Origin of the sequence: Chitinophaga rhizosphaerae (genome assembly GCF_003958645.1) — a bacterium.
GTDB lineage: Bacteria > Bacteroidota > Bacteroidia > Chitinophagales > Chitinophagaceae > Chitinophaga > Chitinophaga rhizosphaerae.
Genome location: NZ_RXLO01000004.1, coordinates 316,670 through 335,890 on the forward strand (window position 1 = coordinate 316,670; position 19,221 = coordinate 335,890).

At 53.0% G+C, this 19,221-nt stretch carries 16 protein-coding genes and 1 pseudogene; 6 read left to right on the top strand and 11 right to left on the bottom strand.

Annotated features, from left to right (window positions below; genetic code table 11):
- Window positions 1–39 precede the first annotated feature (39 nt).
- Complete coding sequence (locus EJ361_RS11905) at window positions 40–666, top strand: SCO family protein (protein ID WP_126245840.1); 627 nt, start codon at window positions 40–42, stop codon at window positions 664–666.
- Window positions 667–676: 10 nt separating this feature from the next.
- Window positions 677–1,105 (top strand): Fur family transcriptional regulator, encoded by a 429-nt coding sequence (locus EJ361_RS11910; RefSeq protein WP_126245841.1) that lies wholly within the window; start codon window positions 677–679, stop codon window positions 1,103–1,105.
- A gap of 65 nt (window positions 1,106–1,170) precedes the next feature.
- Here EJ361_RS11910 and EJ361_RS11915 read toward each other — a convergent pair whose 3' ends face one another.
- The 4 genes and pseudogenes from EJ361_RS11915 to EJ361_RS11925 form a co-directional block, all read right to left on the bottom strand.
- Window positions 1,171–2,895 carry a M3 family oligoendopeptidase gene (locus EJ361_RS11915; RefSeq protein WP_126245842.1) on the bottom strand — a complete coding sequence of 575 codons (1,725 nt, stop codon included), beginning with the start codon at window positions 2,893–2,895 and terminating at the stop codon, window positions 1,171–1,173.
- Between the two features lie 131 nt (window positions 2,896–3,026).
- Complete coding sequence (locus EJ361_RS11920; RefSeq protein ID WP_240646627.1) at window positions 3,027–3,518, bottom strand: DUF6852 domain-containing protein; 492 nt, start codon at window positions 3,516–3,518, stop codon at window positions 3,027–3,029.
- Window positions 3,519–3,527: 9 nt separating this feature from the next.
- Window positions 3,528–3,662 (bottom strand): annotated as a pseudogene (locus EJ361_RS26000) (DUF5606 family protein); the annotation flags it as partial.
- A 90-nt stretch (window positions 3,663–3,752) separates the two neighbouring features.
- On the bottom strand, window positions 3,753–5,423 hold the full coding sequence (locus EJ361_RS11925; RefSeq protein ID WP_126245844.1) for a lamin tail domain-containing protein: 1,671 nt from the start codon (window positions 5,421–5,423) through the stop codon (window positions 3,753–3,755).
- 99 nt (window positions 5,424–5,522) lie between these two features.
- Between EJ361_RS11925 and EJ361_RS11930 the strand changes: the two genes are divergently transcribed.
- Together EJ361_RS11930 and EJ361_RS11935 are read left to right on the top strand one after the other, a co-directional pair.
- A complete protein-coding gene (locus EJ361_RS11930; protein WP_126245845.1) occupies window positions 5,523–6,512 on the top strand; it encodes an aspartate-semialdehyde dehydrogenase in 990 nt (329 codons plus the stop codon).
- Window positions 6,513–7,024: 512 nt separating this feature from the next.
- A complete protein-coding gene (locus tag EJ361_RS11935) occupies window positions 7,025–7,243 on the top strand; it encodes a hypothetical protein (protein ID WP_126245846.1) in 219 nt (72 codons plus the stop codon).
- A 94-nt stretch (window positions 7,244–7,337) separates the two neighbouring features.
- Here EJ361_RS11935 and EJ361_RS11940 read toward each other — a convergent pair whose 3' ends face one another.
- The 4 genes from EJ361_RS11940 to uvrB all read right to left on the bottom strand — a co-directional run bounded on the left by EJ361_RS11940 (window position 7,338) and on the right by uvrB (window position 13,283).
- Complete coding sequence (locus EJ361_RS11940; RefSeq protein WP_126245847.1) at window positions 7,338–8,000, bottom strand: DUF2461 domain-containing protein; 663 nt, start codon at window positions 7,998–8,000, stop codon at window positions 7,338–7,340.
- A gap of 173 nt (window positions 8,001–8,173) precedes the next feature.
- Complete coding sequence (locus EJ361_RS11945) at window positions 8,174–9,223, bottom strand: porin (protein WP_240646618.1); 1,050 nt, start codon at window positions 9,221–9,223, stop codon at window positions 8,174–8,176.
- Window positions 9,224–9,424: 201 nt separating this feature from the next.
- Window positions 9,425–10,819: an ammonium transporter gene (locus tag EJ361_RS11950; RefSeq protein WP_126245849.1), complete on the bottom strand. Its 1,395-nt coding sequence runs from the start codon at window positions 10,817–10,819 to the stop codon at window positions 9,425–9,427.
- Between the two features lie 415 nt (window positions 10,820–11,234).
- Window positions 11,235–13,283 carry an excinuclease ABC subunit UvrB gene (gene uvrB / locus EJ361_RS11955; protein WP_126245850.1) on the bottom strand — a complete coding sequence of 683 codons (2,049 nt, stop codon included), beginning with the start codon at window positions 13,281–13,283 and terminating at the stop codon, window positions 11,235–11,237.
- 91 nt (window positions 13,284–13,374) lie between these two features.
- Here uvrB and EJ361_RS11960 point away from each other — a divergent pair, with 91 nt between their 5' ends.
- Complete coding sequence (locus EJ361_RS11960; RefSeq protein ID WP_126245851.1) at window positions 13,375–14,172, top strand: S1/P1 nuclease; 798 nt, start codon at window positions 13,375–13,377, stop codon at window positions 14,170–14,172.
- 73 nt (window positions 14,173–14,245) lie between these two features.
- Here EJ361_RS11960 and EJ361_RS11965 read toward each other — a convergent pair whose 3' ends face one another.
- Window positions 14,246–15,169 (bottom strand): PfkB family carbohydrate kinase, encoded by a 924-nt coding sequence (locus EJ361_RS11965; protein ID WP_126245852.1) that lies wholly within the window; start codon window positions 15,167–15,169, stop codon window positions 14,246–14,248.
- 234 nt (window positions 15,170–15,403) lie between these two features.
- Here EJ361_RS11965 and EJ361_RS11970 point away from each other — a divergent pair, with 234 nt between their 5' ends.
- A complete protein-coding gene (locus tag EJ361_RS11970; protein ID WP_126245853.1) occupies window positions 15,404–15,904 on the top strand; it encodes a hypothetical protein in 501 nt (166 codons plus the stop codon).
- 183 nt (window positions 15,905–16,087) lie between these two features.
- On the opposite strand, the gene EJ361_RS11975 is transcribed toward EJ361_RS11970, so the two are convergent.
- Both EJ361_RS11975 and EJ361_RS11980 read right to left on the bottom strand, forming a co-directional pair.
- Window positions 16,088–18,058 (bottom strand): OmpA family protein, encoded by a 1,971-nt coding sequence (locus tag EJ361_RS11975; protein WP_164714198.1) that lies wholly within the window; start codon window positions 18,056–18,058, stop codon window positions 16,088–16,090.
- Window positions 18,059–18,124: 66 nt separating this feature from the next.
- Window positions 18,125–19,135 carry a PorP/SprF family type IX secretion system membrane protein gene (locus EJ361_RS11980; protein WP_126245855.1) on the bottom strand — a complete coding sequence of 337 codons (1,011 nt, stop codon included), beginning with the start codon at window positions 19,133–19,135 and terminating at the stop codon, window positions 18,125–18,127.
- Between the last annotated feature and the right edge of the window lie 86 nt (window positions 19,136–19,221).

The window sequence follows — 19,221 nt, forward strand, 5'->3', positions numbered from 1 at the left end:
TGCTAACTTTGCAAATCAGACCAGGAGATAAAATTCGACATGTCCAAGAAGTTAATAATTTATACCACATTTTTCGTGCTGCTGAGCGGCAGCTTCATGGCCTACTACGCCTTCATGATCAAGGAAAGCAGGGGCAGCTGGATCGGCAAGGAAAAACTCCCGGTACTGGGCGCTCCCGGCCACACCGTACAGGGCTTCAGCTTTACCGACCAGGACAGTAACCAGGTGACGCAAGACCATGTGAAAGGAAAGATTTATGTAGCCGAGTATTTCTTCACCACCTGTACGAACATCTGCCCGGTGATGAACAAAAACATGGAAAAAGTCTATGCGAAATATAAGGACAAGCCGAATTTCCTCATCCTGTCCCATACTTCCGACCCGGACTACGATTCCGTTCGCGTGCTGAAGGCTTATGCCGAAGAGCATGGCGCGGACCCGAAAAACTGGCACTTCCTTACCGGCGACAAGCGGCAGCTTTACAAACTGGCCCGCGAAAGTTACCTGGTAGACGATGGTACCTTTACCGGGGAAGACGACTTCATCCACACGCAGTGGTTTGCGCTGGTAGACGGCGAAGGCCGCATCCGCGGACTGTATGAAGGCACGAAAGTTAAAGACGTTGACAAGCTGATAGCCGACATCGACCGGCTGATGCAAGAGTAAATTTTAAACAATGCCTGCAAAACACAAAGAAATCATCGTGGAGTTGTTACGTTCCAGCAATCTGAGCGTAACGGATACCCGTGTGAAGATTTTGGAGCTCTTTTTGAAAAGCAACGGCGCACTCGAACATGCCGATTTCGAAAAGCTCACCGGCAAGAGCTTCGACCGGGTAACGATTTACCGTACCCTGCAAACCTTCCTCGACAAAGGGATCGTACATAAAATCCCTACCACCGATACCAGCGTGCGCTATGCCATCTGCAAATCGGAGTGCCGGGAGCACGAGCATCATGATCATCACGTTCACTTCCGCTGCGAAGAATGCGGCAGCACCCAATGCCTCGACGAAACCGACGTGCCGGCGATCACCCTCCCGCAGGGTTACGCCATGCACAATGTGGAAGTAGTGGTGAGCGGCGTTTGCAAATCCTGCCAATAAGAGGGTAGAATGTATAAAAAAAGGAGCGACTTTACCGGTCGCTCCTTTTCTATTTTCAGTCGTACTTACTTTTTGATGAGCAGATCGATTTCCGCCTGTACGAAATCTGCCAGTTCTTTCACGTAAGCCGGCGAGAAATCGAACCGGATGCCGGCCGCTTCGTACAGCTCGGGCAGGGTTTTGGTGTATCCCAGGCTTAGGGCTTTCATGTAGTTGTCCAGCGCCTGCTCCGGCTTTTCGCGGTATTGTTTCCACATGGCGATGGCGCCCAGCTGCGCGATGCCGTATTCGATGTAATAGAACGGCACTTCGAAAAGATGCAGCTGCCGTTGCCAGTTGCTCGCGCGGAAATGCTCGAAGCCCGTCCAATCGATATTTCCCGGCGTGAATTCATCGAGGATGCGCGTCCATGCCGCGGTACGCTCTTCGGTCGTATGCGCGGGATTTTCGTAGACCCAATGCTGGAACTTGTCGATCGTAGCGATCCAGGGGAAGATGACGATGGCGCGTTCGAGCTGCTGGAGTTTGGCGCGGCGCAATTCTTCGGGATTGTCGAAAAACAGGTGCCAATGGTCCATGGTGAACAGTTCCATGCTCATGCTCGCCACTTCCGCGATCTCCATCGGGTATTCCTTGAAGGCGCTGAGCGGGAGGTTGTGGCTGAGGAAGGAGTGGACGGCATGACCGCCCTCGTGCACCATGGTGGTGAGGTCTTTCATCTGGCCGGCGGCATTCATGAAAATGAAGGGGACGCCGGTTTCCGCCAGTGGACAGTTATATCCGCCGGGGGCTTTATTCTTGCGGCTGTCGAGATCGAGGCGTTGCATTTCCTGCATTACTTCGAGGCATTCGCCGAAGAAGGGGCGCAATTCCTTGAAGCACGCGATGGATTTGGAAATGAGCTCATTGCCGTCTTTGAAAGGCTCCAGCGGTTTGGTGCCTTCGGGTTCGGCGTCGCCGTCCCAGGGGCGGAGTGTATCGAGGCCGAGTTTCTGGCGCTGGCGTTCGAGCGCGCCACCCACCAGCGGCAGGATGTGCTCGCGGATGGCCTGGTGAAACTGGAAGCAATCTTCTTTCGTGTATTCGAAACGGCCCAGTTCCTCGAATTTGTAATCGCGGTAATTGGCGAAACCTGCGTTCTGCGCTACTTCGTGGCGTTTGCTGACGAGGGAGGAATAGAGCGCGTCGAGTTTCTCGCGGTCCTGCAGGCGGCGTTCGCCGGTTTTGGTAAAAACTTCCTCGCGCAGTTTGCGGTCGGGGTTTTCGAGGAACTTGGCGGCCTGTTGCAGGGTGTATTCCTGTCCGTTCACTTCGATGGTCATCGCGCCGGAGATGACGCCGTATTGTTGCGCCATGACGCTCAGTTCCGCCTGGATGGGAATATTCTTTTCGCTGAACAGTTTCACCTGCTTGCGCACATTGCGCAGGTAGGGGAAATATTGGGCGGGATCGAGGTCTGCGGTGAAGGGGCTGTCGAGCAGTTTACGGTTAAGCGCGTCTGCATAGGGTTGCAGTTTGGGCTGGATCTCCATGCAGAAGTAGGTGAACGCTTCTTCGTATTCCTTGCTGGCGGTGTCTCTCGTCATACGGATCTGGCGCCAGCAGGCGTCTTCAGAGATCACGGCTTCGAGCTCGCTGATATCGGCCAGCCAGCGGGAGAGTTCTTCGCTGCTGTTGATGGGCCTTTGCTGGAGGGTTTCGAAGTATGGCTGCAGCGCGTCCCAGGTGGTTACGGCAAAATCTGCCGGAAGGAATTGCCGGGGCGGCGCTGTGATATGAGCATTGGGCATGCGTTGAATTTTAATTTGCGGTAAAATAGCAAAAAACGGGCTAAGCGGGGTGTACCTGACATATGGGCAAAAAAGAAACCAGGCCTCCTGCCGGGAGGGCCTGGTTTACTGCCAGATATTTGGGAAACCGGTTATTCTTCGGTTTTCTTCTTACGGGTGGTTTTAGGCTTTTTCTCTTCGCCTTCGGCGCCTTCAACGTCGGCAGCAGCCTTTTTAGGTGCGGCTTTCTTCTTCGGGGCCGGTTTTTCTTCACCTTCCGCGCCTTCGGATTCAGCAGCCGCTTTTTTGGCGGGCGCTTTCTTCTTCGGTTTGGCTTCTTCAGCGGGAGCGGCTTCAGCGGCAGGCGCTTCGGCAACTTCGGCGGTTTCTTCCGCTGCTTCGTCGAATTTCAGGAGGTCGTTTTTCTCGAGGATGGAGAACCATTTCACCATCTTCTTCATATCGCTCACGTAAACGCGGTCCTCATCGAACTCGGGGAATACGCTTTTGAAATAACCTTTGATCGTATTGTTATCGGCTTTCGCGTCCACCAGGGGGAACGATGCCGCTTTTTCCTGCATAGCCTTGAATACAGCCGACAGGTTTACATTATCGCCCGTAGTGAAAACTTCGATGCTTTCCAATGGGGTAAAATTATGTACCCGGGAAGATACAAAGCGGGTGCTTTTATCGTCCAGCGATCTTACAATAGCGCCATCCTGTTTGCTGGCAAGCAATTGGAATAAACCGCCTAATCCGGTTACTGCAACAATTTCTCTGTACTGCATGAATTCATTTTTAAAGAGCCGCAAATATAAAAAATTAACAGATGAAAACGCCCTGACAAATTTTCACGCCCCTTCCCGGCTACCGGCCAATCAGTCGCGAAGCAATACCACGGCGAGTTTTCGGGATAATTGGCGCCCATTTCCGTTCCAGGCCGCGATTTTGACGGCATAACTGCCCTTCGGAAGGGGCAACCCATTGTCTGCCAGTCCGTTCCAGCTTAATTTGCCCCTATCCGCGGCGGAAATATTATTCGCCAGGTGGCGAACGGCCCGGCCCGCCGCATCAAATATCCGGACATCCAACCGAAACCCCGGCGCAGGAAATTCCCAGGTGATCCAGGCGAGATCGTCCAGCCCGTCGTTATCCGGACTGAAAGTCCCCGGCGCCAGGTTGCACCAGTTCCCTTCCACCCCAACGCCCGCCCGGTGGGAATTCGCATACCCCGGCGTCCCGAAACCCGCTGTGGATGCGGCTGAATGCCAGTTCGAAGGCGCAGTTCCCGGCATATTGAAATCCAGCCGCTCGAAGGCTACGCCCTTTGTAACGGCCAGCCCGGGATCGTGCAGCTTCCGGTCCCACAATGCCTCGTCCAGCAGCCGGCCATCGATAGCAAAAAGGCCGATGCGGCCGGATTCTGCGGATAACGCGGGCACTGTAGCGGTTTCCACGCGGCCCAGGCAGGCATATTGCCGGCAAAGGGCTTCCGGGGCGGGGCTCAGCGCCAAGTATTCTCCCGGGAACAGCAGCCAGGGCCGGCGCACCACCGGCGAGGGCGCCTTCCAGCCGTCGTCTGCCCGCACGGCCCAACGCAATTCGGCCAGCTCCACGGGGTGCAGTCCTTTATTATGGACTTCCAGGAAATCATCCGCTCCCGCCGCCGGATCGGGAAGAATTTCAGTAATGACAATATTTTCAGGGGAGGAAGGCCGGCCGCAAGGTACCGGATCGCCGGCGGGCATCGCGCGCCCGGTACAATCTTTCAGCCCGGAGGCGCGGAGCTGGAACAGGGCTCCCCGGGGCATGGGTTCGGCCAGTGTCAGCAAAACGGTTTGGTAAGCCGGCGGTTCGGGGATTACACCGGTAACGACGCGCTCCGAGACATATGCGGCCATCGCGGCAGCGGAGGCGCTATCGAGCGGTGCGGAAAAATGCAGGCGGATGCGGAGGCTATCGACCGAAGAAGACCGGAGCAGCACCGGCAACGGAGGTTCGGGAATCTGCGCCGCCACGGAATTGGCCCTGCCGGGCGTTCCTCCGGAGGGATCATTCGAAAAGGCCCAGTTCAAGGCACCTGCGCAAGGGAACGCCGGGTCTTTCATTTCGAGGCTCCATCCGCCGGAAGATTTGAAGCTGCCGGAAAACGGCCGCATGTCGACCGTCACCACATGGATCACACTTCCGGACGGGGATTCCAGGGAAAGGAGGTCTTCTTCATTATGTAACGCGAAAAAACTCCCGGCATCAACGACCGGTTGGAAAAGCGCGGCTCCCTTTCGCGGGGAAACCACTACATAACCGCCGGGCGCCAGCGAAAAAGCGGGGAGCGTGGCCGAGCCGCCGTTGCCGCGCACTTTCCATCCGGCGAGGTTAATGGTGCGGGAAGACAGGTTCCGCAGTTCGATGAACTCGTATTCCGGAAGGGAAACCGGGGGCGAGGGGTCTGCCATGATCTCGTGGATAATGACGTCGTGCGGCAGTGGGGACAGCGAATCGCCGCATGGCGCGCTCATCAGCGCGCAGGCACAAACAATGACATGCATAACTTACATTTTTAATGGGTCAACAATCTGGCCGAATATATCAAAATTGTCGTTTGATATATTAATTTTGGGTTCTCATTTTAATTCATAATCAAAATCATGAAAGTAGCCGTAGTAGGCGCCACCGGACTGGTAGGCACCAAAATGTTGCAAGTACTCGCGGAAAGGAATTTCCCTGTGACGGAACTGATCCCTGTCGCTTCCGAAAAATCTGTTGGCAAGGAAGTGATGTTCAAGGGTAAGCCGTACAAGGTGGTAACCGCTGATACGGCTATTGGAATGAAACCGAACGTAGCCATCTTCTCCGCCGGCGGCAGCACCTCTACCGAGTGGGCGCCCAAATTCGCGGAAGCGGGCATCACCGTGATCGACAATTCCTCTGCATGGCGTATGGACCCCACTAAGAAGCTCGTGGTGCCCGAAGTGAACGCAGACGTGCTCACGCCCGAAGACAAGATCATTGCGAATCCCAACTGCTCCACCATCCAGATGGTGATCGTCCTCAAACCGCTCCATGTTAAATATGGTATCAACCGCGTAGTGGTGTCGACGTATCAATCCGTGACCGGCACCGGCGTGAAAGCAGTAACGCAGCTCATGAACGAGCGCCAGGGCATTGCAGGAGAAAAAGCATACGCACACGAAATCGACCTGAACGTAATTCCCCAGATCGACGTGTTCCTCGACAATGGTTATACCAAGGAGGAAATGAAGATGGTGAAAGAAACGGTGAAGATCATGGGCGACGAAAAAGTAAAAGTGACGGCGACTACCGTTCGCATCCCCGTGATGGGCGGCCATAGCGAAAGCGTGAACATCGAGTTCGACAAAGACTTCGATCTCGCGGAAGTGCGCAACATCCTGGCGCAAACGCCGGGTGTGGTGGTGGTAGACGATCCTTCGAAAGCGCAATACCCGATGCCGAAAGACGCGCACGATAAAGATGAAGTTTTCGTAGGCCGTATCCGCCGGGATGAAACGCAGGCGAATACCCTGAACCTCTGGATCGTTGCAGACAATCTTCGCAAGGGAGCGGCAACCAACGCTGTACAAATCGCGGAATACCTCAGCGGTAAAAACTGGCTGTAAGCATTCCTTGTAAAATAGTTATCCACAACGGCGCGGAACCTTCCGCGCCGTTATTTTTTGTGTGAATACTGCTATCCTCTTGCAGTTCAGTTCATTAACGAAAAAATATATTTTACCGGTTTTCATTCATTATCATTCAACTATACGCATAACGCTGCCATGTGTCATTTATTCTCAATGTTTTGCGGCATTGAACATTTGGAATTTGCGTTTTTTTAATTTAAATTCACTTCCCCGTCACACATACGACGAGGCATATACGAATACTAGCGACTCTATTGATAAAAACGCGCAATGCGTTGACTGTACCTGCTTTCATCATTTTTTGTTAATGCAATTTGGACTAAAAACTACACGGAAGTAGTATGGATTTGTGAGGGATATAATTCACCTTTGACATTACAATCCTATGCTAATAAATTCTTTATCTGTATTATCCATGAAAACTAAACTATCAAATTAAACACCCTCTTTGTCCTATGAAAACCAACGCAAACCGTGAACTTTTGTTAATGCACAAGTTCACCGAAGAATGGAGCACTAACTTTTCCTCGCAGGTTTCCCGCATCATGAACATCGTTGATCAGAAGGATACGATGGATGGCATCATGCCTATCATCGAAGTGGCGAATGTATATAACCAGCGTTTCGCGCAGACGAGGATCGACAAGGAAAATTTATTAAAGAACCGTAAATCGCGCCCGTTTGAGTTTTTGATACACAAGAATTGATTTACTGTCTTTTTTATTTTGCTACAGCAGTCTAGTTGCCGGATGTCTAAGCAAGACTTCTCCGGTAACTAGCAGGGCGGGGAGGGTATTTGGATTAATCTTCCTGAGCGGTATTCAGGAACCCTATGAATGGGAGCATCGTCGAGAACACACGAAGAATTTCACGGACGAGCGTAGGTTGGGTAGCCGCCTCGTCGGAGACATGAGTTGTAACCACCAGACTTTTTAATTTGAGATAAGCAATTGCGGGATTGTCTTCATGATACCCCTGCGGCGCGTTCTTCAGCGAGTCGCCATTCACTTTTCCAAACAGGCGGATAAAATCTTTCGCCCCAACGATCCGCTGAAATTCAGCGAAGTTATAATCTATTTCCTGGCGCACTTTTTTGAGCACGGGAGGCTCGGGCATCCACAATCCCCCGCCGGCCATGCTATGCCCGCCAGGTTCCAGGTGGAAGTAAAACCCCGCCAACGGGCTCTTCTTTCCCCCTTTCGTGAAAGATGCGCCCATATTCACTTTGTAAGGCGTCTTGTCTTTCGAGAACCGTACGTCCTTAAATATACGGAACACGCAATCCTTTACGACCAGCCCCTCCATGCCGGGGTCCAGCTTCGCCAGCCCGTCAATCAATTGCTGGACAAGGCTTTCGAAATCTTCTTTCGCCTGGAGGTAAGCGGGCCTGTTTTCATCGAACCAGGCTTTGTTATTGTTCAGTTTCAGGTCTTTCAGGAACTTTAATGTGGAACGTTGCAGCATAATCGAGGCTCTTAATTGGAAGGGAAAAGATACAAAAAGCCGGGTTAAGCGGAAGTAAATTTTCTGCGGCCGTCCACCAGCGCAAAAAAGCAAAGGCCGGCTGAGAAACAGCCGGCCCCAAAGCATAACGGTTCGGTAAAACCTAATTTATATGAGCCTGTGATTAGGATTCCTTAAAACTTGTAGATCGCGGCCAGCAGCAGGTTCGCGGAATTGGCCCTGGGCATGTCCCCTTTGGAGAAGACGTCGTGCGAGCCATGGTCCAGCCGGAACTCGGGCACCAGCGTCAACCCGCCGATCTTGTACTGCCCGGAAAGCGTAACGGACATAATGCTGCCGCCTTCGGGATATTCCAATTTGTCGCCGTACACTTTCAGGTTGTCTTTGTCGGAGAAGTATTCCCCGCGCAGCGTAAGCCCGATCTTTTCCGAAGGGTCGAAGTTGAGGTAAAGCGCGGAGCCGTACCAGTTGGTGCTCACGCCGTTTTTATACATGCTGTAAGTACCGTTGTAGCCCAGCCCGAATTTGGGGGTCAGCTGATAGGTGATCACCGCGTCCAGCTGATCGTTGCGGGTCTGGAATGTGTCGCGGCCGCCGATATAGTTCAGGTAGAACTTGAAAGGCACCTCCGCCGGCGCAAAACCATACTGCGCTCCGATGAACTTGATCCCACCCCAGGTAGCAGATTTAAAGTCGGTCGGATTGAACACACCTACCATAAAACTGTGCGATCCGAATGTTAAATCCGCTTTCACCCCGGTGTGGAAGAAAGGGCCATAGGAAAACATATATGACATGCTGTAGTTGCGGTTCGCATAAGCGTCTACCAACTCGTAGCCCACATGGGTGCTATAAGAGCCCATGGAGAATTTCAGCCATTCGGCAGGCGCATAGGAGATATACAGCTGCTTGATCGCGAGTCTCGTTTTTTCGTCGTTGTACGAAAAATCCTCCGCGCGCTTGCCGAAACCGATATCGGCTACCATACCAACGTTTTTGAAGGAACTTTCGAGTTTCAGGGAGAGCATGTTCAGCTCAAAGGAGTTGTGGGAATTGGTGAAGCTGGTCTTATTATCGGAAGTGTTCTTGTTGAAGTTGTATTTATAATATACATCGGCAGAACCAGACAGCTTGAAGCCGACAGGCAGGAGGCGGGTAGAATCCTGCGCGCGGGCAGACACAATCGAAAAGACAGCCAGGAGCGCGAATAAACTTTTTCTCATCATTGGAATTTTAAAATTTGGTTAATAAAATGATAAAGGGGTCCGCTGCTTTGTTTGGGTGCTGATGTACTGTGCCGTTTTGGGGCAAACCACTCCCGGATCGCCCGTCGCCGTGGCATTTCAGCCAGGGCGACGAACAACATCCGGTTTTTCGGTCAAGAGAGAATTAAAAACTATAGCGATTGGATCGGATCGGGTGTATTAACCGTGCTGAATGCCGGTTTCTTCTTCGGTGAGCGTGCCGTTGCTGCTCACGGTCATGAGATTGGGATGATACATTTCGTTGTGCTGGGTAACGTCGAGGCCCAGTTCTTCTTCTTCGTCAGACACGCGGAGCGGGTGGATGAAGTTGATGAACTTGAAGATCGCCCAGGATACCGCGAAGCTGTAGCTCACTACCAGCAGCAGGCCGAGCAATTGTTTGTAGAAGAGGCTGAAGTTGCCGTATGCCCAACCGCTTTCCGAGATGAGCGGGTTCACTGCTTGCGAAGCGAAAACGCCCGTCAGCAGCATACCTACCATACCGCCTACGCCATGGCAGGGGAATACGTCCAGCGTATCGTCGATAGAAGATTTATTCTTGAAGTGAACCACCAGGTTGGAAACGATGGCCGCAACGAAACCGATGAACAGCGACTGCGGAACGCCAACATAACCTGCGGCAGGAGTAATCGCTACAAGACCTACCACTGCGCCTATGCAGAAACCGAGTACCGAGGGTTTACGGCCGCGGATCACATCGAAGAAGATCCAGGAAAGACCTGCAGCGGCGGTAGCCGTGTTGGTAGCGGCGAAAGCGGTAACGGCGAGGGGGTTGGCACCGAGCGAAGAGCCCGCGTTAAAACCGAACCATCCAAACCAGAGCAAGCCGGTACCCAGCAGTACGAAGGGCACGTTGGCAGGGGTGAGCTCTTTTTTGGCGATGTGGTCTTTCCGGCGGCGGAGCACCAGGGCACCTGCAAGCGCCGCGCAACCCGCAGAAATATGTACCACGGTACCACCGGCAAAGTCGAGCACGCCGAGTTTATAGAGAATGCCGTCTGCATGCCAGGTCCAGTGTGCGATGGGCGCATACACCAGGAGGGAGAACAGCACCATGAAAAGTACATAGGAAGTAAAACGGATACGTTCCGCTACCGCACCTACCACCAGCGCCGGGGTAATTACCGCGAATTTCAGCTGGAACAGGGCGAACAGCATCAGGGGAATAGTGCCCCAGGCCGGCCCGTCGGGCACGCCTTTAAAGAAAAAGTAGGTAGTGGGGTCGCCGATAATACCCTTACCGCCCACGGAGTCTCCGAAAGCGAGACTAAAACCTACCACCACCCAGATCACGCTGATCAGCCCGGTGGCGATGAAGCTTTGCATCATGGTGGAGATGACGTTCTTCCGGTTCACCATCCCTCCATAAAAGAAGGACAAACCAGGCGTCATCAGGAATACCAGCGAAGTGGCTACCAGAATCCAGGCAACATCTGCAAAATTATACTTGCTGGCATCAGCAAAAGTGGTCGGGGTCGGTAAAAAAATGCCAATTACGGCAAGCCCGGCCAAAACGATAAAGGGCAGATAGTCCTGAAAAGATGTTTTCTTCATAGCGTATCATTTTAAAATTCTCAATAAAAGTAGGATGACGATTTAAAACATCAAATAGAACGCCCTAAAAATGGAAAACATTGAAAAATGTGGGGTTTCTGCGGGTAACAACGCAATCACATTAAAATACATTACAATATATTATTTGTTTTTGCGATAATTTGAGGAAAGAGAAGGGGTATAAAACAGGTAATAACAGTTTGATTTATAAATACTTATAAGGTCTTTTAGCGACAGGTTACGAAAATCTAACAAACGCGTACGAATGTGCTACTACAAAAATGAAAAAAACGCTGCAAACCTTTGCCAGTCAAAGTTTTAAACATAAAAAAGGATTGTACTGTTTGTTGGGAAACCGTACAATCCGCATATTCATATTACAATTAATTCTATGTTGAGTTATTTGTTTTAGCAACTAATTTCGCTTCATATTCTCCAACTCCTGCTGCATGGCAAACATCTGGTCGCGAAGTCGGGCGGCCTCCATAAAGTCCAAATCCTTCGCCGCCTTCTCCATATCCTTCTTCACCTTGGTTATACTCTTCTCCATCTGCGGAATGCTTTGCACCGTATTGGCGTTGAACGCTTTACCTTCATCCGCCACCAAAGCCATTTCATCATGCACCGCATACGGCGACGATTCGTCGAAATGCCGGATCGCCAGTACAGACGTTTGCCCCATGATCTGCTCCTTCGACTTGCGCACCGTCCGCGGCGTAATCCCGTTCGCCTCGTTGTGCTTCCGCTGCTTCTCGCGCCGGCGGTCGGTTTCGTCGATAGTACGCTGCATGCTGTCGGTAATCTTGTCGGCGTAGAAAATTACCTTCCCGTCTACGTTACGCGCCGCACGGCCAGAGGTTTGCGTCAGGGAACGCTCGTCGCGAAGGAAACCTTCCTTATCGGCGTCCAGGATCGCCACGAGCGACACTTCCGGCAAATCGAGCCCTTCCCGCAACAGGTTCACTCCCACCAGCACATCAATATTGCCCAGGCGCAAATCCCGGAGGATCTCCACGCGCTCCAGCGTATCCACTTCACTATGGATGTAACGGCTCTTAATATTAATACGATGCAGATACTTGTCCATCTCCTCGGCCATCCGCTTGGTAAGCGTGGTCACCAGCACGCGGTCGCCCTTCTGAACGGTTTTGTCGATCTCGTCCAGCAGATCGTCTACCTGGTTCTTGCTCGGCCGGATCTCGATCGGCGGGTCCAGCAGGCCGGTGGGCCGAACGATCTGTTCCACCACCACACCTTCCGTTTGCCGCAGCTCATAATCCCCGGGCGTGGCGCTCACGAATATCGTCTGGTTCAATAACTGTTCGAATTCGTTGAAGTTCAGCGGCCGGTTGTCCAGCGCCGAAGGCAGCCGGAAACCGAAATCCACCAGCGTCAGCTTTCTCGACCGGTCGCCGCCGTACATCCCGCTGATCTGCGGGATGGTTACGTGGCTTTCGTCTATCACCAGCAGGAAATCTTTCGGGAAGTAGTCGAGCAGGCAGAAGGGGCGAGTTCCGGGCGTACGCCGGTCGAGGAACCGGGAGTAGTTCTCGATCCCCGCGCAATATCCCAGTTCGCGGATCATTTCCACGTCGTAGTTCACGCGTTCGGCCAGGCGTTGCGCTTCGATGAGTTTCCCTTCCCGCTTGAAATATTCCACCTGTGCGTTCAATTCGTCCTGGATTTCGTGGAGAATCTGTATCATGGCGTCTTTCGGCGCGATGTAGAGGTTGGCGGGGAAGATGGCGGCGGTATCCATGGTGCCGATACGCTTGCCGTTCTGTACGTCGAAGCTCTCGATCTCCTCGATCTCGTCTCCGAAGAAAGTGATGCGGTAACCATAATCCACATACGGGAGGTTGATATCCACCGTATCGCCCTGCACCCGGAAGTTACCGCGGTTAAAATCGCCGGTGGTGCGGGAGTACAGGGCATTTACGAGCCCGTGCAGCATGGTGTTCCGCCCCAGCTTTTGCCCTTTGAAGATGCGGATGATCCCGTTCTCGAAGTCGGTCGGGTTCCCCATACCATATATACATGACACAGACGCCACCACGATAATGTCTCTCCGGCCGGAAAGCAGGTTCGACGTGGCGCGAAGCCGCAGTTTATCGAGCTCTTCGTTGATGGCGAGGTCTTTTTCGATATAGGTGTCGCTCACGGGCATATACGCCTCGGGCTGGTAATAATCGTAATAGCTCACGAAGTATTCTACCGCGTTGTCGGGGAAGAACTGTTTGAATTCCCCGTAGAGCTGGGCTACGAGGGTCTTATTGTGGGTCAGCACCAATGTGGGCTTTTGCACGTTCTGGATCACGTTGGCCACGGTGAATGTTTTCCCCGAACCGGTCACCCCCAGCAGCGTCTGCGCGGCTTCGCCGTCCTGCAAACCTTTGGTGAGCTGGGCGATGGCGGTGGGTTGATCGCCCGAGGGCTGATATGGTGCTTGTAATTTGAAAGGCATACATTTTCCGGTTTAACTGTGGGTCAACGAATTTCGGTATTTATGGGGGAATGACGAACTTCGGTCCCAAAATTCGATAAATTCGATTGCAATGAAAAAGGTTTTATCCATATTGCTGCTCCTGGGTGCGCTCCTCTCCCTGCAGCCCGCCCAGGCCTGGGGGCCCACGGGCCACCGCGTGGTAGCCGAGATCGCGAGTTTCCGGCTCACCGGCAAAGCCCGCCTTGCCATCCAAAAAATCATCGGCAACGAAAGCCTCGCCATGATCTCCAACTGGCCCGATTTCATCAAATCAGATACTACGGACGCCTACAGGCACACTTCTCCCTGGCATTACCTCGACTTCCCCGGCCATTGCTCCCGCGCGGAATTCGACCGTATCATGGCCGAAGCCAAAGGCGAAAACCTCTACAGTCAAACCGTAGCCATGATCGCCCAGTTGAAAAACCCTGCATCCACCCTCGTCCAGAAACGATTCGCGCTCTCTTTCCTCGTACATATGATCGGCGATATGCATATGCCGCTGCACGTGGGGCGCGACGAAGATATGGGCGGCAACAAGATCCAGGTGTCCTGGTTCGACCGCCCCACTAACCTCCACCGCGTGTGGGACGAGCACCTGATCGATTTCCAGCAATACAGCTATACCGAATACGCCCATAACCTCCACCGCGTCACCTCCGCCGCCCGCGCCGCGGAAATCCGCAAAGGCAGCATCGCCGACTGGATGTGGGAATCGCACGTCCTCAGCGACAAAATCTACGACCGCACTTCTTCCGGCGACAAACTGAGCTACCGATACAATTTCCTTTTCGTGGAAGACCTGAACGGCCAGTTGCTTAAAGGTGGTGTGCGCCTGGCGAAGATCCTGAACGAAGTTTTCGCATAATATATTAATACCGTGCAAAAGAAAAGCGGTCCCGGCAAAGCCAGGACCGCTTTCTAATTATATCAAATTTCGTTTATACGAGATCGATGTCGAAGTTCACCAGCTGCACGAATTGTTCGAGGCGGGTGTGGATGTCTTCCCGGGAAATTTCGCGGAGCCTGGCGGCGCCGAACTTCTCCACGCAGAACGAGGCCATGGCAGAGCCTACGATGATGGCGGTTTTCATGTTTTCGAAGGAAATGTCCTTCGTTTTGGCGAGGTGCCCCATGAACCCTCCGGCAAAGGTGTCTCCGGCGCCGGTGGGGTCGTATACATCTTCGAGCGGGAGCGCCGGCGCGAAGAATACATGGTTTTCGTTGAAGAGCATGGCGCCGTGTTCCCCTTTCTTGATGATGAGGTATTTCGGGCCCATGGTGAGCACTTTCCGGGCGGCTTTCACGAGGGAATATTCGCCGGTGAGCTGGCGGGCTTCGCTGTCGTTGATCAGGAGCACATCAACCATCTTGATGGTTTTGAGGAGGTCTTCCAGCGCCACGTCCATCCAGAAGTTCATCGTGTCCATAACGATGAGCTTGGGGCGGGGGCTCATTTGGTTGATCACGCTCATTTGCACCTGCGGGGTGAGGTTACCGAGGATGAGGAACTCGCTGCCCTGGTAGCTCGGCGGGATCACGGGCTGGAAGTCGGCCAGCACGTTCAGGTCTGTTACGAGGGTATCGCGGGAGTTCATATCGAGGTGATAACGGCCCGCCCAGTAAAAGGACTTCTCGTCTTTCTTCACCTGCACGCCGTCGAGCGCAACGCCGCGGGCGGTAAGGGCGTCCAGTTCTTCCTGCGGGAAATCCCCGCCGATCACCGACACCTGGTTGACAGGCTGAACGAAGTTGGATGCGGCCCAGGCGATATAGGAAGCGGAACCGCCGACGATTTTATCCGATTTACCGAACGGCGTTTCAATATCGTCGAACGCCATGGTACCTACTACGGTAAGAGACATGTGATGCTTGAATTAGAGGTTTAAAAACGGGTCAAATGTACTTCTTTCACCCATATTAATCCCCGATTTTCTTCCGCAGACCTTCGGAAACCGCCGTAAACTGCCATTTCCGGCGTACTGCCCCCAACCCGGGCCCATCCGGCTTCATTTCCCGCGAGATGGTGTAACATTTGGCGGATGGCGGCCGTTTCACTCACGAAAGACACCAAACTTATTATATCTTTGACGGAAATCATGCAACACATGTTCGAAAAACATATCTGGAAAGGACTGGCTGCAGCCGCGATCATCGGCACTTCGCTGATCGCCTGCAAAAAAGACGATGCTCCCAAAAAGGTATTACGCTACCAAACCATTAACCTGCTCGACAAGAATAATGTCATCAACGGTTATATTACCCTGGCAGAAGCGACCGATTCCACTTTTCATATTTTAATGCAGATCAATAAATCGGAAATGGGCAAACGGTACAATTTCAACCTGTTCCGCGGCAACACCACTTCCGCTCCCACCGATACCCTGATCAAAATAGCCTCCATCGAGAGCCAAACCACCGGCGCCCCGGTGATGGGCCGCCAGCTCGATGTCAAGACCATCAAGGTAGACGAGGCCACCATCCGCAAATTTAATTACGACAGCATTATCGCCGTAAACGGATTTGCCCGTATTTCCATGATCGGTTCCCAGGGCCAGGACTCGGCCATCGCGCTGGGCAATATCGGGAAGAACAAATAATCGTACAATTTTTAGTTGATAGATGGATGTAAGCTGTTCCGCGTCTGCGGGGCAGCTTTTTTCATGGCAACATACCCCAAAAGCAAAGCCGGCCAAAAGGCCGGCTTCCAGGTCGTATATGAATAGGATATGGTTCCAGGCGGGAAAGAATTCCCATGCAGAACGATTTATACCGTATGGTTGTCAATTTCGGAGCACCTTGAATTCCGTTCGCCTGTTCAGCTGGCGGCCATCGGGATTGTCGGCCCCGTTGGGCAGCGTGTTCGGCGCCACGGGGCGCGTTTCGCCGTAACCCTTGCTGACGATGCGTTTGGTTTCGATGCCTTTGGCGATCAGGTAATCCACGCAAGATTTGGCGCGTGCGTTAGACAGCTTGAGGTTGTAGGCGTCGGTGCCTTTGCTGTCGGTATGCGCGCCCAGTTCGATCTCCATTTTCGGGTTATCCAGCAGCAGGAAGTACAGCGAATCCAGGATCAGCTTGGATTCCGGCCGCAGGGTGGCTTTGTTGTAATCGTAGAAGATATCGTTCAGTACGATGGGCTTGTTGATCTCGAAACGTTTCAGGCAAACGGTGGGGTTCATCATGGAATCTACCATGGTGAGCTGTTCGGAGTTGAAATTGAAGTTTTTGGAGAAGTAGTTTTCCTTTTCGATAAGGACTTTATACTTCCTGTTCATTTCTATCTCGAACATATAATTGCCACCCATGCCGGTGGTCTGTGTTTCGAGGACGTTGCGCTGGGTACTGTCCAGCAACGTGATTTTAGCGCCTGCGAGGGGTTTATTGGTTTCGCAGTCAAGCACCATGCCGCCGGCCATTTTGGCCCTTCTTTTCACGGCGAAGATTTCGAGGCAGCAAACAGACTCCCTGTCGGAGCTGATAAAGCCTTTGTTAAGGGCTTTATCCGGAGAAAGGCCGGTGTAATATTGATCGTCTTTGGCGGAGTTGATGGGGTATCCCATGTTTTCGGGGGTGCTCCAGCCGCCGAAATTACCGGCGGATTTGGACATATAGAAGTCCTGGCCACCGAAGCCTGTGCGGCCGTTGGTGCTGAAGATGAGGGTTTGTTTAATGGGGTCGTAGAAGGGTGAACTTTCATCGCCGTCGGTATTGAGCGTGGCGCCGATGTGTTGGGGTGCGCTGAGGGTGCCGCCGCTGCCGATGGAGGAGTACCAGATATCGAATCCGCCTTTGCCGCCGGAGCGGTCGGAAACGAAGAGGAAGTATTTACCGTCTGATGAAACGGAGGGCTCTTTCGCGCTGTATCCGGGAACGTTGATGGAAGCGTCCAGGGGCTCGGGTTCCGTCCACCCATTGCCGGTTCGCGTACCGCGGTAGATGCTGGATTTTTTGTTGCCGTCCTTATTCGTCCAGCGGGTAACGAAGAGCGTATTGCCATCCGGCGTGATGGCTGCGGCACCCTGTTCGACACCTTTATCAGTAGGGATCTGGACTTTTTCCCGGCTTTCATAGCTCGCATTATCGCCCGTGGCCACGTACAGCGTGTTCACGAACGGGTTCGATTTTTTCGCCAGCAGCAGGGAATCCGGCCGCGACGAAGTAAAATAGAACGTATTGTTGGAAACGGGTACGATCGCGTAGTTGGCGCCTCCCTGGTTGATGTTCCCGGAAACCTTCACCACTTCGTACCTCGGCGGATATTTCATTTCTTCGATCGCGAATTCGCAATTCCTGATTTCCGCATCCGCTTTCTTCGAGAATTCGTTGTATTCCTTTTGACCGCGGCGGTAAGCAGACAGTTGCTCCCACGCGCGCTCGTAATCTTCTCCTTTCTTCGCGTTGGCGCGGATGGTTAAACCGTACCAGTAGCGCGCATGCGGGAAAAGTGTGGAATCGAACGTAACGGCTTCCGCGTAATATTTTTCCGCATTCCCGAAGTCGTTGTACATCCGGTAAGATTCCGCCAGTTTATACACTACCTGTTCGTAATCTTTCAGTTTCTGTTCCTTTTTCTTGCCGCCCTTCTCTATCATGTACGGTTTGTATTCTCCGGGCTTGATGCTGAAGGTACCCAGCGCCTTGCTGTAGTATTGCGCGGCGGAGTAATAGTCTTTCTGTTCGAAATATTGGTCCGCCGTCCGTTTGTAATCAGTAATGTACTGTGCCTGCAGGTTAGGGAGTAATCCTGTCAAAGCCAAAATACATATGAGTGTAAATCTTTTCATAATGCTCATTTGTGGTGATTGACCGACCGGGTATTATAACCTGGGGCAGATGAAATATTCCGGTTGAAGGATGCGGCGTTTCCGGCCGATGAACGACAGTGATACTTCGAAGGCGTTACTGCCGCTGGCGAGCTTGCGGAGGTTAGACGCGTTGGCATCGTAGCTGAGGCCGAGCGTGAAGTTTTTGTAATGAAACCCTGCGAAGGGGATCACCGCATCCTTGAAGCGATAATTGGCGCCGATGAGCAGGTCGAAATCGAGGTTAACGCGAACCTGGGAATAAACACCCGCAACGGTTTCTTCCGCGTTGCCCTGGCGCATGTACAGCGCGTGGGGCGTGAGGCCGATCATTTCAGACACTTTGATGCGGGAGCCGCCATGCACCGTGTAGCGGATAGGCAACGATTTCGTTTCGTCGTTCTCCGCCACGAAGGGATCCTGCGGCTGGGTAAGATGCGCTCCGGCGATGCCTATAAAGGGATTGAATTTGTGATTGGGATTACCGTCGAACAGCAACAGGCCCACGTTTGCGTCGAACACTGTAGACGAAGTGGCCCGCAGCGATTCGCCGGTGGGGATGTTCGGATCGAAGCCACTCACCGGGTTGTACTGGCTGCCCATCTGGAATTTGGACTGGTCGATCCGCCGGCTGATCACACCCGCCTGCACGCCGGCCACGAGCTGCGTGGTTTGGTTCCGGCCCATTTTCACACCGCTATACGAAACGGTTGCCATGGCGTTGAAGTAATTAAACCCTGCGGAGCCGGCTTTCATGTTGAGGGCGGTGATGCCCAGGCCGAGGTTCTTGCCGGTGGGTGCATCGAAAGAAACACCGCCAGTGGAGAACGGGTCACCGAAGTTCGACCACTGGTTGCGATAGTTCCCGGTCAGCCGCCAATCGCCATCGATCACGCCCGCCATGGCCGGGTTGAGGAACAGCGGATACGCGTAATACTGGGAAAAGTGCGGGTCTACCTGCGCTTTGGCCGTTTGCTGCAAACATCCGCATACGGCGAGCAATGCCACAAAAATTTTATTCTTCATAGGAACGTGTTTTTCGTTTTTGATAGCCGGAACGAAGCTTTGGACTTCGTTCCGGCAGTTTGATGTTTTGCTTTGCCTATGTTTTT

Coding starts and splice junctions, on each gene's coding strand:
- EJ361_RS11945 (WP_240646618.1), bottom strand. CDS start 9,223: ATGAGAAAAAGTTTATTCGCGCTCCTGGCTGTCTTTTCGATTGTGTCT.
- EJ361_RS11910 (WP_126245841.1), top strand. CDS start 677: ATGCCTGCAAAACACAAAGAAATCATCGTGGAGTTGTTACGTTCCAGC.
- uvrB (WP_126245850.1), bottom strand. CDS start 13,283: ATGCCTTTCAAATTACAAGCACCATATCAGCCCTCGGGCGATCAACCC.
- EJ361_RS11930 (WP_126245845.1), top strand. CDS start 5,523: ATGAAAGTAGCCGTAGTAGGCGCCACCGGACTGGTAGGCACCAAAATG.
- EJ361_RS11960 (WP_126245851.1), top strand. CDS start 13,375: ATGAAAAAGGTTTTATCCATATTGCTGCTCCTGGGTGCGCTCCTCTCC.
- EJ361_RS11915 (WP_126245842.1), bottom strand. CDS start 2,895: ATGCCCAATGCTCATATCACAGCGCCGCCCCGGCAATTCCTTCCGGCA.
- EJ361_RS11950 (WP_126245849.1), bottom strand. CDS start 10,819: ATGAAGAAAACATCTTTTCAGGACTATCTGCCCTTTATCGTTTTGGCC.
- EJ361_RS11970 (WP_126245853.1), top strand. CDS start 15,404: ATGCAACACATGTTCGAAAAACATATCTGGAAAGGACTGGCTGCAGCC.
- EJ361_RS11965 (WP_126245852.1), bottom strand. CDS start 15,169: ATGTCTCTTACCGTAGTAGGTACCATGGCGTTCGACGATATTGAAACG.
- EJ361_RS11935 (WP_126245846.1), top strand. CDS start 7,025: ATGCACAAGTTCACCGAAGAATGGAGCACTAACTTTTCCTCGCAGGTT.
- EJ361_RS11940 (WP_126245847.1), bottom strand. CDS start 8,000: ATGCTGCAACGTTCCACATTAAAGTTCCTGAAAGACCTGAAACTGAAC.
- EJ361_RS11980 (WP_126245855.1), bottom strand. CDS start 19,135: ATGAAGAATAAAATTTTTGTGGCATTGCTCGCCGTATGCGGATGTTTG.
- EJ361_RS11905 (WP_126245840.1), top strand. CDS start 40: ATGTCCAAGAAGTTAATAATTTATACCACATTTTTCGTGCTGCTGAGC.
- EJ361_RS11925 (WP_126245844.1), bottom strand. CDS start 5,423: ATGCATGTCATTGTTTGTGCCTGCGCGCTGATGAGCGCGCCATGCGGC.